This is a genomic window from Actinophytocola glycyrrhizae (genome assembly GCF_042653545.1).
GTDB lineage: Bacteria > Actinomycetota > Actinomycetes > Mycobacteriales > Pseudonocardiaceae > Actinophytocola > Actinophytocola glycyrrhizae.
This window is the reverse complement of the sequence record NZ_JBHSIS010000007.1, coordinates 159,750-171,753: the sequence shown is the minus strand read 5'-3', so window position 1 is coordinate 171,753 and position 12,004 is coordinate 159,750. Positions and strand designations below refer to the sequence as shown.

Here is a 12,004-nt window from a genome sequence, read left to right as displayed (position 1 = left end):
CCCGCCGGTGACGAGCACGTGCGGATTCCCGTGCAGCACAATGAACTTCGTCAACCGTTGGTTGCTCACTGACCGGCGGCGTCGCGCAACGCGTTCAGCAGACCGGCGAGCGCGGGCTGGGCCAGGGAGGTTTCCCGCACCGCCGCGTAGATCACGCGAACGGGTTCGGGCCTGCGGACGCGGCGCACCACGACCGCCGGATGGCGCTGGCCGAGCCCCATCCTCGGGATGAGCGTCACGCCGAGGCCCGCCGCGACGAACCCCTGCGCCGTGGCGTAGTCGTCGCTCTCCACCACGAAGTTCGGGCTGAACCCCGCCGAAGCGCACGCGCTCAGCATGATCTCCATGCACGGCCCGGTGGAGAGCTCGTTGTTGACCCACGGTTCGTCCGCGAGGTCCGCGAGGTCCAGCACGCGTTTCGCCGCGAGGTGGTGCCCCTTGGGCAGCACGACGTGGTACGGGTCGTCGAGCAGGTGCACCATGCGGATGCCGTCGCGGACCCGGTCGCGCGGTGCCACCACGATCCCGAGGTCCGCCCGCCCCTTCTCCACCTCCAGCATCGGGTCCTGCGGGTCGATCAGCTTCAGGTCCACCTGCACGCCGGGGTGGTCCGCACGCAGCTTCGCGAGCGCGGGTGGCACGAGTGCGGCACCCGCGGTCGCGAAGTAGCGGATCGAGAGCCGGCCGGTGCGCCCGGCACGCAGGTCGGCGAGCGCGGTCTCCGCCTCCGCGACATGCGTGGCGATGATCCCCGCGTGCTCGGTCAGCAGCCTGCCCGCCGCCGTGGGGCGCACGCCGCGGCCGATGCGTTCCAGCAGCGGCACTCCCGCCTGCCGTTCGAGCGCGGCCACCTGCTGGCTCACCGCCGATGGCGTGTAGCCGAGGTTGGTCGCGGCCGCCGTGACCGAACCGCTCGTGACGACGGCCCGCAGCACCTGCATTCTTCGCACATCCAGCATGTAGCTCAGCTTAACGTTTGCTGCAGATCATTTCACTTGTCCTGTCGGATTGGTCGGGAGACCGTGGACACGTGGTGCGAATGGGTGTGCTGGCCCTGATGTGGGGCTCGAGTTTCCGGGGTGGCACTCACCCGTCAGCCGGCCGCGCTCGCGCGGAAGGTGCGCCGGTAGGCAGCGGGCGTCGTGGCGTAGGCACGCTGGAAGTGCTGACGCAGCCCGCTTCCGGTGCCCAGACCGCTGCGCTGGGCCACGGTCTCGACCGGCAGGTCCGTGGTCTCCAGCAGCTCCCGCGCGCGGGCGAGCCGCTGTTGGTTGAGCCACGCGAGCGGCGTCGTGCCGACCCGATCCGCGAACTGGCGGCCGAAGGTGCGCAGGCTCATGCCCGCCCGGCCGGCCAGCTCCGCCATGGTCAGCGGCCGGTCGAGGTGGCGGACCGCCCACTCGAGCACCGGCGCGAACCCGTCCGTGCGCGCGGGCACCGGCGCCGGGATGTACTGCGACTGCCCACCTTCCCGGTGCGGCGCGATCACCATCCGCCTGCTGACCTCGGCGGCGACGGCCGCGCCGAAGTCGGTCCGCACGATGTGCAGGCACAGGTCCAGTGCGGCGGCGGTGCCCGCGCTCGTCAGGATGTCGCCGTCGTCGACGTACAGCGGGTGCTCGTCGACGGTCACGGCGGGGAACCGGCGGCGCAGGTCCTCGGCGTACATCCAGTGCGTGGTCACGGTCCTGCCGTCGAGCAGGCCCGCGGCGGCGAGCACGAACGCGCCGGTGCACAGCGACGCGACCCTGGCGCCCCGCGCGTGGGCCCGGCGCAACGCGGACAGCAACTCCGGCGGCGGCTCGTAGTCCGGCATCACGCACGCGGGGACGACCACGAGGTCGGCCGTGCGCAACGCAGGCAGCCCGGCCCGCGCCGAGACCGTGAGACCGGCCGACGCCGCATGCGGCCCGGTGCCGCACACGGTCAGCTCGTACCAGTCCGGCGCCAGGTCGGCCCGGTCGGCGGCGCCGAACACGCCGACCGGGACGGCCAGCTCGAACAACGCGACGCTCGCCAGCAACGGCACGACGACTCGCATGGCGTAAATCTATCGCACCATGACGTTCACGCCACTGTCGGCCGAGGCGGTCACAGCCGAGGCTCTAGCCATGACGATCACCCAGACCCGCACCGTGTGGCACCTGTCGGTGGCCGGGCTCGCCGCGATCGGCGTCAGCTTCGGCTTCGCCCGCTACGGTTTCGGCCTGTTCCTGCCCGACCTGCGGGCCACGTTCGGCCTGGACGTCGCGACCGTCGGCCTCATCGGCAGCGGCACGTACGCCGGCTACCTCGCCGCGCTCACACTCGTCGGGCTGCTCTCGGCGCGCCTGGGGCCGCGGCCCCTGATCATCGCGGCCGGGGCGTGCGCGACCGCGGGTCTGGCGCTGGTGGCGGTCGCGGACAGCACACCGGTGCTGGTGGCCGGGCTGCTGCTCGCGGGCACCAGTTCCGGGTGGGCGTGGGCGCCGTACTCGGACGTGGTGCGGACGATGGTGGCCCCGGACCGGCAGGAACGCGTGCTCGCGATGGTGCCCAACGGCACCGCGTTCGGCACGGCGGTCGCCGGGGTGCTGGCACTCGCGGTGCCGTGGCGGCCCGCGTGGGTGCTGTTCGCGGGGGCCGCGCTCGCCGTGACCTTGTACAACGCGTGGCTGCTGCGCGGCCTGCCCCGCCCCCAACGTGTTGCCGCACAACGGATCCGGCCCACCGCCGCGGCGGTGCCACTGTTCGCGTCCGCGTTCTCCTACGGGGTGGTCGGCTCGGTGTACTGGACGTTCGCGGTGGACATGATCGCCGCCGACGCTCCCGGCGACGCGGTGGGACCGCTGTTCTGGACCCTCATCGGCGTCGCGGGCCTCGGCGGCCTGCTGACCGGCCGCGCGCTCACCGTGCTCGGGCTGCGGCGCACCCACGCGCTGCTGTTCGGTGCGCTGGCGTTCGGCGTCGCGGTGCTGGCGCTCGCACCCGGTGCCCTGCCCGCGATCGGGCTGTCCGCACTGCTGTACGGGCCCGCGTTCATGGCGGTGGCGGCGATGCTGACCGTGTGGAGCTACCGCGTGTTCCCCGCCCGGCCCGCGGCGGGCTTCAGCGCGGTCGTGTTCTGCCTCGGTCTCGGCACGATCGCCGGTCCCGCCACACTCGGCGCGTTCGCCTCGGGCCACGGGCTGCCCGCCGCGTTCCTCCTCACGGCAGCGGTCACCGCCGCGACGATCGCCGCCCGCCCGGCCACCGAGCACCCGTGAAGGTGTGCCCGCGCCGCCGTCAGCCCATGGACGGCAGGAAACCGCGGGCCTGTTCGTGGCTGAGTCCGGTGGCCTGCAACAGGTCGACGGCGACCGACCGGAGCTGCGCGGTGACCACGGTGGCGGAGAACCCGGTGTGCTCGATGCCGCCGGCGTCGACCACCGTCGCCGCCATCCGCACCTGCTCCCGCACCTCGGCCACGTCCCCGTCGGTGCCGAGCGCGTCCGCCAGCCCGGTCGCGGCCGCCGCGAGCTGCCGCAACGCCACCGGCAGGCTGCGGGGGAACGTCTCGTCGTCGGCCAGCGCGGCCCTGGTCCGCCGCAACAGCACCCGGCTGTTGCGCAACGCGAGGTCGACGGGCTCGCTGGCGCGGGTGTACCGCTCGATCATGGTGCGCTGCCTGCGGTGCAGCGGTGAGATCGCGGCGATCTCCCGCGCGGCCCGCAACGCGTCGCGGTAGTCGTCCCCGGCCTTCTGGGTTCGGGCGCGGCGCAGGGCCTCCTGCGCGATCGTCCGGTCCCGCTCGCTGATGGCGTCGGCGGCGGCCGTGAGCGCGGCGGCCAGCTCCCCGAGCAGCTCCTGCCCACGCCTGCGCACGATCTCCGGCGGGTCGCCGGGCAGGAGCGCGATGGCCGCGAGCCCCAGCAACCCACCGATCAGCGCGTCGAGCATCCGGTCCAGCCCCCCGGTGCTGTCCGGCGGCAGAAGCGTGGCGACGAGGATCGCCGAGGACGCGGCCTGGAGCGTGACGAGCGTGCCACCGCCGAGCAGCACCGAGGTCGTCATGGCCAGCCCCAGCACCAGCGCGAGCTGCCACCACCCGGCGCCGATCTGCGAGATCAGCAGGTCACCGACCCCGATCCCGACACTGACCCCGACGACCAGCTCGACAACCCGCCGCAATCGCTGCTGCCCGAAGCCGACCCCGATGCAGATCACGACAGCGATGGGCGCGAAGAACGGCCTGCCGTGCCCGAACACCTCGGTGGCGACCAGCCAGGCGAGCGCGGCGGCGATCGAGCACTGCAGGATGGGCAACCCCATCAACCGCAACGCATGCCCACGCCGCCGAATCGTCGCCCGCGTCCGAGGCCACCTGAACCGCACGACGATCACGCTATTGGACACACCAGCCCACCGCATCCATCCCCGCCACCACCCACCGAGCACGCGCACCCGGCAACGAGCGGCCAATGCCTCGAAAGACACTTTCGGGACGTTGAGCGTCCCGAAAGCGTCTTTCGGGGCCAAGGCGTCCGCGCCTGCGCGTCCATCCGTGCGGAAGTGTTTCGGGTGGCACACGTTTGGGTAGGTCATTGGCGGTTGCTGTCACCGCAGCAGGGGTCGGCTGCCGGGCCCGGTGTGCGCCGGGCTTGCCGGGGGCGGCCCTGACAGGAGAGGTCACGCCCATGAACCACCCAGTGGATCCGGACAGGACTCGCCTCGATCTCAACCCGGCGGACCCGCCACCGGCCGTCGCCGAGCCGGTGGCCGCCGAGGAGGTCGCGGACGCCGACCACAGTCGTCGCCGTGCCGTGAACGTCGTGTGCACGATCATCAACGCCGTGTGCGCGATCTTCGCGGTCGTGCTCGCCCTGCACATCGTCCTCGTCATCGGCGAGGCCAACCAGGGCAACGGGTTCGCGGCGCTCATCAACGACTGGTCGGGTGCCGTCTCACTCGGCCTGCGGGACCTGTTCGTGCCGGAGAACCTGAAGTTGCGCACGTTCCTCAACGACGGCCTCGCCGCGATCGCGTGGCTCGCCATCGCCGGCCTGCTCACCTACCTGATCCGCAGGCTGGCGCTGCCCGGGCCGCGTCGTACGCAGCGGCGCTACCTCGTGCGCTGACGTCCGCCGAGCACGGAGGCGGCGGTCCGGAGATCTGCCACCAGGTCCCGGTACGCCGCCTCCCTGTCGTCTGAGCGCAGCACCGACGACGGGTGCACGGTGGCGACCGCGCGCTCGGTGCGGTCGGGCAGTTCGACGACCTTGCCGCGTTCCTGGGTGACCTTGAACTTGGTGCCCAGCAAGGACTGCGCCGCCGTCGCACCGAGGAACACGACGAGGTCGGGCCGCACCGTGTCCAGTTCTGCGAGGAGCCACGGCCGGCACGCGACGACCTCGGTCCGGCCCGGCTTCTGGTGGATGCGCCGCTTGCCCCGCTCGGCGGGCTTGTACTTGAAGTGCTTCACCGCGTTGGTGAGGTACACCTGCGCGCGGTCGATGCCCGCCTCGACGAGCGCCCTGTCCAGCAACCGCCCTGCGGGCCCGACGAACGGGTGTCCCTGACGGTCCTCCTGGTCACCCGGCACCTCGCCGACCACCAGCACCGCGGCGTCCGCTGGTCCCTCGCCGAACACCGCCTGCGTCGCGTCCTTGTACAGGTCGCAGCCGCGGCACTCCTGCACGGCCCTCCGCAACCCGGTGATGCCCGCCTTGTCCGGCACGTACTCCTCGGCGCCCATGACCGACGGCTACCCCCGCTCGACCGGCGAAAACTCAGTGTGCGAGGACGGTCAGCACGAGCGCGACCGCGGCGGGCAACGCCTGCACGACGATGATCCGCCTGCTCGCGGTGGCTCCGCCGTAGAGCCCGGCGACGATCACGCACGCCAGGAAGAACACCGTCACCGGGTAACCGACGCCGCCACCGGCCACGAGGCCGAAGACCAGGCCCGCGGCCAGGAACCCGTTGTAGAGGCCCTGGTTCGCGGCGAGGACCGCGGTCTGCTCCGCGAACTCCGGCGTCGTGCCGAACGCCCTGCGCGCCCTCGGGGTACGCCACAGGAACATCTCGAGCACGAGGATGTACCCGTGGATCAGCGCGACGAGCCCGACAACGATCTTGGCGACGACGTCCATCGCCGGAGTCTAGCGCCGGAAAGCCGGTGCGTAAGCCCAGGCACTACCCGCGACCCCGACGGTGGCGCAAGCCCCACAGAGGGGCTCCCTGCCATCCCCGAGACCTGTTCACCCGGCGAGGACAACCAACACAACGCCAACACCGACCTCACCGGATCGGTCGCTCAGGCGTCGGTTTCCTTGTTCTCCTGGTCCGCAGGCAGGCGCAGTGGCCGCAGCCGGACCCACAGCACGAACAGCAGCATCACGACCAGCAGTCCGAGACCGGCCCACAGGTTGATGTTCACGCCCGCCGACTTGTCGATCTCCTGGTCCGAGGTGACGAACAGGCCGAGGACCGTCAACACCGCGCCGTACACGCCGGTCAGCAGGGCGATGATCAGCCGGATGTCGAAAGCGGACGTGCGGGTTTCCGTACTCATCGACCCTCCTTCGTATCGATGTTCACTGCGCCGGCTCCGCTCAGAAGAGGAGGTTCAGCAGGATCGTGATGACCAGGACGATTCCGGCGAGCAGGGCAGGGTTGCGGTACCAGCCCGCGTCCTCGCCGGTGGTCTCGTGCTGGCGCGTCTCCTTCGGGGTCAGCGAGTAGACGAGCCCGACCAACTGTGCCGCCGGTTTCGGCTGGGTCACCATGGTCACCGCGACGCTGACCGCGATGTCGACCACGAACGCGGCACCCGCGCCGACGAACGCCCCGCCCTGGCCCGGCAGTTCCCACACGCCGGTCTCGGTCAGGACGAACACGCCGACCGCGGTCAGTGTGCCTGCGACGAGGCCGGTCCAGCCCGCCGTCGGTGTCATGCGGCGCCAGAACATACCGAGGATGAACGTGGCGAACAGCGGCGCGTTGAAGAACGAGAACAGCTGTTGCAGGTAGTCCATCAGGTTGGCGTAGGTGGAGGCGATGAACGCGGTGCCGATGGCCAGCACCGTGGCGATCGCCGTCACCACCCGGCCCACCTTCAGGTAGTAGCCGTCCGACCGGTCCTTGCGCAGGTACGCCTGCCAGATGTCGTAGGTGAAGACGGTGTTGAACGAGCTGAGGTTCGCGGCCATGCCTGCCATGAACGACGCGAGCAGGCCCGCGATGGCGATGCCCAGCATGCCGTTGGGCAGCAGGTCACGCATGAGCAGCAGCAACGCGTGGTTGAACGTGGCGCCGCTCGGCGCCTCTTCTCCGGCCATGAGCGCGGCCTTGTTGTCGCCCTGCAGTTCGGTGACGGCGACACCGGCGATCATGCCGGGGATGATCACGATGAACGGGATGAACATCTTCGGGAACGCGCCGATGATCGGGGTGCGCCGCGCGGCCGACATGCTGCGGGCCGCCATCGCGCGCTGGACCTCGACGAAGTTCGTGGTCCAGTAACCGAAGGAGAGCACGAACCCGAGGCCGAACACCAACCCCAGGACCGAGAGGAAGTTGTCGGTGAACCCGGTCAACTGGTTGCCCGGCCAGGTGTCGAGCTGCTCCGCCCCACCCGGGCCGGCCGACACCTTGTCCACGAGCCCCTGCCAGCCACCGACCTTGTACAGGCCGACGATCGTCAGCGGCAGCAGCGCGGCCACGATGACGACGAACTGCAGCACCTCGTTGTAGATCGCCGCGGAGAGCCCGCCGAGCGCGGTGTAGCTGAGCACGATCACGGCCGCGACGATCACCGAGATCCAGAGGGGCCAGCCGAGCAACAAGTTCACGACGGAGGCGAGCAGGAACAGGTTGGCGCCCGCGATCAGCACCTGTGCGACCGCGAAGCTGATGCCGTTGACGAGGTGCGCCGGTTTGCCGAACCTGCGGAGCATGAACTCCGGCACGCTGCGCACTTTCGAGCCGTAGTAGAACGGCATCATCACGACACCGAGGAACAGCATGGCCGGTACGGCGCCGATCCAGAAGTAGTGCGCCGTCGGCATGCCGTACTCGGCGCCGTTGGCCGACATGCCCATGACCTCGATGGCACCGAGGTTCGCCGAGATGAAGGCGAGCCCGGTGACCCACGCCGGCAGCGAACGGCCGGACAGGAAGAAGTCGATGCTGGACGACACGTGTCGTCTGGCCATGTAGCCGATGCCGAGCACGAGCACGAAGTAGATCGCCAGCAGGACGAAGTCGACCGCGTTGGCGTCCAGGCGCAGATCCGCCGCAACCGCCTGCAATCCAGTCACCTCCCGATGTAGCTGTGTAAAGCAAACACCACAAGTGATCTCCGCGCTTGACGAGCGGACGACGCCCGGAAAGCCGGGTGCGGAGCGCTCAGTCGGGCAACAACGGCACCGAGATTCCCGGGTCGCGGCCGAGCAGGACGGCGCGTGTCACCGCGGCTGTGCCGAACCGGTTTCGCACGCCGTCCATCGCCGTGTCGAGCGCGCCGGGGGTCACGTCGTCGAACGGCAGCATCAGCTGCATCGCTTCCTCGTCGTCCAGGTTGGCCAGTGACACGCCGACCAGCGTGCAGCCTCGCTCGAACACGGTCGGCAGCGCCGCGCGCAGCAGCCCGCGCGCGGTCGCCAACAGCACCTCGGTGTCCGTGGTCGGGTGCGCGAGCGTGTGGGAGCGGGTGGCTCGTGCGAAGTCCGCGAAGCGCAGTCGCAGCACCACGGTCCGGCAGGACCGCTTCGCCGCGCGCAGCCGTCGTGCCACCCGGTCGACCAGCTGCGCGAGCGTCGCCTCCAGGTCCTCGGCCGGTCTCGGTCTGCTCCCGAGCGCGCGCTGCGCACCGATGGACCGCCGCCGTCTGCCCACCCGCACCGGCCGGGGATCGTGGTTGTGCGCCAACGCGTGCAGTTGCCTGCCCGACGCCTTGCCGAGCATGGCGGTCAGCGTCGACTCGCTCAGCTTCGCCACCTGCCCGACCGTCGTGATGCCCCGGTCGCGCAGCTTCGCGGCGGTCACCTTGCCGACGCCCCACAACCGTTCGACCGGCAACGGGTGCAGGAACGCCAGCTCCCCGTTCGGTGGCACCACGAGCAGACCGTCCGGCTTCGCGACCCCGCTGGCGACCTTCGCCAGGAACTTCGTGCGCGCGACGCCGACGGTGATCGGGAGCCCCACCCGCTCCAGCACCGCCCTGCGCAACCGGTCGGCGATCACCTCGGGCGGTCCCGCGATCTTGCGCAGGCCGCCGACGTCGAGGAACGCCTCGTCGATCGACAGGCCCTCGACGAGCGGGGTGGTGTCGTGGAACACCTCGAACACGGCCTTGCTCGCCGCGGAGTAGGCGGACATCCTCGGCGGCACCACGATCGCGTGCGGGCACAGGCGCAACGCACGCCCGCCACCCATCGCGGTCCGCACCCCGAACCGCTTCGCCTCGTAGCTCGCGGCCAGCACCACGCCGCCGCCCACGATCACCGGACGGCCACGCAGCGCGGGGTTGTCCCGCTGTTCGACCGACGCGTAGAACGCGTCCAGGTCCGCGTGGAGGATCGTCGCCGCCGTCACGAACACATGTTCGCATCGAGCACCGACAAAAACACGCCCTCGGCGCCTGCCGGTCAGTGACCTGGGCCGATCGCGGGGCCGGGCAGCGGTGGCCCGACGAGTGGCCGAAGCCGGGTTCCCAAGCGGCCGGACCGGCGGCCCGTGCGGTGGTGAAGATCGCTGGAACAGCAGTGCGACCGGGGGATTTCGCAAGGGTAAAGTCGGGCGGTGGACATCGATCCCCGCACCAATGTCGTGGTGTTCCAGTTGCGGAGGGGCAAGGAGAAGCGGCTCGTCGGGCGGGTGCCCACTCTCGCCGAGGACGGGGTTCGGCAGGCATGGGACGCGGTGGAACAGTCCCACAACGCGCGGGCCAGGCACGTGGTGGGACTGCACACCGAGTGGGAGCCCACTCCTGCTGACGCGGCGTTTATCGCGGACACGTTTCCCGAGGTCACCGCCACCCACCACTTCGTCCGGCCAGGACCGGACGGGTGGGAGGACGCCTTCGCCGCCGCACGTGTCGTACTGCAGGCCGAGTTGCGGCCGGTGCTCCGGAGCGACTCCCCACAGCTCGCCGACCTTCCCCACTGGCCGGTCGCCGCCGGCCGGCTGCTCCTCGCGCTTGCCGTGGTCACGCCGTCCGGGGTCTACCCCGTCACCCACGAGCAGCTCGGGGACGTCTCGTTCGACGTGCTCATGGCCGATGTCTGCCGGGAGAACTCCGACTTCTCCGTCGAGACCCGCGACGACGGGGTGGTGACCGTGTCCGGGCGGCTCGTCGCGGCCGTCACCTGTCTGCCCGGCTTCTACCAGCGGCTCACCGAGGTTCTCGACACCGAACGTCTGGTCGCCGGGGTGCTCTCACCCGATCTCGTGCACGTCGCCGACGCGGACGGGGAGCTTGCCGAGGTCGTCGAGCAGGCCGTCCGGGCGGCCGGCGCACCGGCCGACGCCGAGCTGGCGCCCTGCCTGCTGTCGATCGTCGGGGACCAGATTTCCGTGCTCGTCGAGGACGGGGGGTGAAGCGGCCAGGGCCGGTGCGCTGGCTGCTCTTCCAGTACGGCGTGCGGCTGCCCGGCCGGTACCGGGACTGGGTGCTCCACGACGCCACCTGCCGCACGTGGCTGCCCCGCGTCCTGTTCCGCACGCTCGTCCAGCTCGCCCCCGCCTTCGCGGTCGTGCTCGCCGTCCTCCTTGGCTTCGACGGCGGCTGGGCCATCGCACTCGGCGCGCTCCTGCTCGGTGTACTGGTCAGCCTGCGGCTCACCCTCGCCAACGCCGCGGAAAGCGTCGACGCCCGGCTCGTGCGGTACGGATTTCCGCCCGGGCATGCCACCGCGGTCCGCGGACAAGCCGGCTCGGCCACGCACGAGGCGGAGGAGAAGCGGTACCGGGACAAGTGGCGACAGCCGGAATCCACCTGAACGCCGGTTGCCTCGTCCAGCCCGGACACCGCTCTAACCGCGTGCGCGGACGCCGAGCCCGGCCGCGCACGCGAGCACCTCGACGTCGCGGAAACCACCGGTTCGCAGCGCGTCCGCCACTGTCGGCGTCACCCGGTCCACGCCGGTGGGGCCGTTGCCGTACAGCACGTACAGGGCACCGCCCGGTTCGAGGATCGCTCGCAGCACCGCCAGCTCACGCGTCGGCGCCCGCGTCCAGAACAGGTTGACGTTCACCGCGAACACCTTGGCCGCACTGGCGGGCGGCAGCGCCAGCCCGGCCACCTCGGCGTGGACGACGGACAGCCGCCCGGCCTCGACGTGCGCGGTGTTGCGTGCGGTCGTGCGGGCGACCGCCGTGGCCGACCGGTCCACCGCGACCAGGTGCCCGGTCGTGAGCCGTTCGCACACCAGTGCGGCCGCGACCCCGGGACCGCAGCCCAGCTCGACGACGCGTTCGGTCGGCGCCGGGTCGACGACCGACAGCGCCCACGTGAGCCGCGCGGGGACACTCATTCCGCCGTGAACCACCCCACGGCGTCGACCCGCGGGCCGGGCGGCACGACCGTGCGCAACGCGGCCTCGACCGCCGCCACCTGGTCGGCGCCGAGCGTTCGCACCCACTCCGACCGCAGCTCGTCGAAGATCGCCGAGGAGCGGTGCAGCAGGTCGAGGCCGCGCGGGGTCAGCCGGACCACCTTCGCGCGGGCGTCGGCCGCCGACGCGGCACGTTCGACGTAGCCGAGCCGCACCAGCCGGTCCACGGTCTTGCCCGCCGCCTGCTTCGACACCCCGAGCCGCCTGCCCAGCTCCGACGCGGTCGAGCCCTGCGGCCCGATGGCCTGCAGCGCGAAACCGTGCGCGGGCCGCGCGTCCGCGTGCCCCTGCCGCGCCAGCTCCTCGTGGAGCCGGTCGATCAGCGTGCGGAAGCCGCCGAACAGCAACAGTGGCAGCTCGTAGCCGGGGGTCACGAGGGACTTCACACGGGTCATTGTCAACTTAGACAACCTCGTTTACCATTTGGT

At 71.2% G+C, this 12,004-nt stretch carries 14 protein-coding genes; 4 read left to right on the top strand and 10 right to left on the bottom strand.

Translation table 11 applies throughout. The annotated features are described in order from the left end of the window. Positions 1-65: 65 nt before the first annotated feature. Positions 66-959, bottom strand: a complete 894-nt coding sequence (locus tag ACFPCV_RS16760; RefSeq protein WP_378057108.1) for a LysR family transcriptional regulator — start codon at positions 957-959, stop codon at positions 66-68. Positions 960-1,093: 134 nt separating this feature from the next. Continuing rightward, entirely contained in the window at positions 1,094-2,041 is a 948-nt protein-coding gene (locus ACFPCV_RS16755; RefSeq protein ID WP_378057107.1) for a GlxA family transcriptional regulator, read from the bottom strand. Between the two features lie 70 nt (positions 2,042-2,111). Here ACFPCV_RS16755 and ACFPCV_RS16750 point away from each other — a divergent pair, with 70 nt between their 5' ends. Further along, positions 2,112-3,245 (top strand): YbfB/YjiJ family MFS transporter, encoded by a 1,134-nt coding sequence (locus tag ACFPCV_RS16750; RefSeq protein WP_378057106.1) that lies wholly within the window; start codon positions 2,112-2,114, stop codon positions 3,243-3,245. A gap of 19 nt (positions 3,246-3,264) precedes the next feature. On the opposite strand, the gene ACFPCV_RS16745 is transcribed toward ACFPCV_RS16750, so the two are convergent. Next, positions 3,265-4,290 (bottom strand): FUSC family protein, encoded by a 1,026-nt coding sequence (locus tag ACFPCV_RS16745; protein WP_378057105.1) that lies wholly within the window; start codon positions 4,288-4,290, stop codon positions 3,265-3,267. Between the two features lie 365 nt (positions 4,291-4,655). On the opposite strand from ACFPCV_RS16745, the gene ACFPCV_RS16740 reads away from it, so the two are divergent. Continuing rightward, the gene (locus ACFPCV_RS16740; RefSeq protein ID WP_378057104.1) at positions 4,656-5,096 is read left to right on the top strand and encodes a hypothetical protein; all 441 of its coding nucleotides are present in this window, start codon (positions 4,656-4,658) and stop codon (positions 5,094-5,096) included. Here ACFPCV_RS16740 and ACFPCV_RS16735 read toward each other — a convergent pair. The 5 genes from ACFPCV_RS16735 to dinB all read right to left on the bottom strand — a co-directional run bounded on the left by ACFPCV_RS16735 (position 5,081) and on the right by dinB (position 9,561). Beyond that, on the bottom strand, positions 5,081-5,713 hold the full coding sequence (locus ACFPCV_RS16735; RefSeq protein ID WP_378057103.1) for a UdgX family uracil-DNA binding protein: 633 nt from the start codon (positions 5,711-5,713) through the stop codon (positions 5,081-5,083). The genes ACFPCV_RS16740 and ACFPCV_RS16735 overlap by 16 nt on opposite strands. Positions 5,714-5,747: 34 nt before the next feature. Next, entirely contained in the window at positions 5,748-6,110 is a 363-nt protein-coding gene (locus ACFPCV_RS16730) for a DUF1304 domain-containing protein (protein ID WP_378057102.1), read from the bottom strand. 164 nt (positions 6,111-6,274) lie between these two features. Continuing rightward, positions 6,275-6,532: a hypothetical protein gene (locus tag ACFPCV_RS16725; protein WP_378057101.1), complete on the bottom strand. Its 258-nt coding sequence runs from the start codon at positions 6,530-6,532 to the stop codon at positions 6,275-6,277. A gap of 40 nt (positions 6,533-6,572) precedes the next feature. Beyond that, positions 6,573-8,270: a sodium:solute symporter family protein gene (locus ACFPCV_RS16720; RefSeq protein WP_378057100.1), complete on the bottom strand. Its 1,698-nt coding sequence runs from the start codon at positions 8,268-8,270 to the stop codon at positions 6,573-6,575. Positions 8,271-8,367: 97 nt separating this feature from the next. Further along, on the bottom strand, positions 8,368-9,561 hold the full coding sequence (dinB, locus tag ACFPCV_RS16715) for a DNA polymerase IV (protein ID WP_378057099.1): 1,194 nt from the start codon (positions 9,559-9,561) through the stop codon (positions 8,368-8,370). A gap of 201 nt (positions 9,562-9,762) precedes the next feature. Between dinB and ACFPCV_RS16710 the strand changes: the two genes are divergently transcribed. Beyond that, positions 9,763-10,560: a hypothetical protein gene (locus ACFPCV_RS16710; protein ID WP_378057098.1), complete on the top strand. Its 798-nt coding sequence runs from the start codon at positions 9,763-9,765 to the stop codon at positions 10,558-10,560. After that, on the top strand, positions 10,557-10,961 hold the full coding sequence (locus tag ACFPCV_RS16705; RefSeq protein ID WP_378057097.1) for a DUF5313 family protein: 405 nt from the start codon (positions 10,557-10,559) through the stop codon (positions 10,959-10,961). The genes ACFPCV_RS16710 and ACFPCV_RS16705 overlap by 4 nt, the downstream gene beginning before the upstream one ends. Positions 10,962-10,994: 33 nt before the next feature. Here ACFPCV_RS16705 and ACFPCV_RS16700 read toward each other — a convergent pair whose 3' ends face one another. Then, positions 10,995-11,495: a class I SAM-dependent methyltransferase gene (locus tag ACFPCV_RS16700; protein ID WP_378057096.1), complete on the bottom strand. Its 501-nt coding sequence runs from the start codon at positions 11,493-11,495 to the stop codon at positions 10,995-10,997. Then, complete coding sequence (locus ACFPCV_RS16695) at positions 11,492-11,971, bottom strand: MarR family winged helix-turn-helix transcriptional regulator (protein ID WP_378057095.1); 480 nt, start codon at positions 11,969-11,971, stop codon at positions 11,492-11,494. Before ACFPCV_RS16695 ends, ACFPCV_RS16700 begins: the two co-directional genes overlap by 4 nt. Between the last annotated feature and the right edge of the window lie 33 nt (positions 11,972-12,004).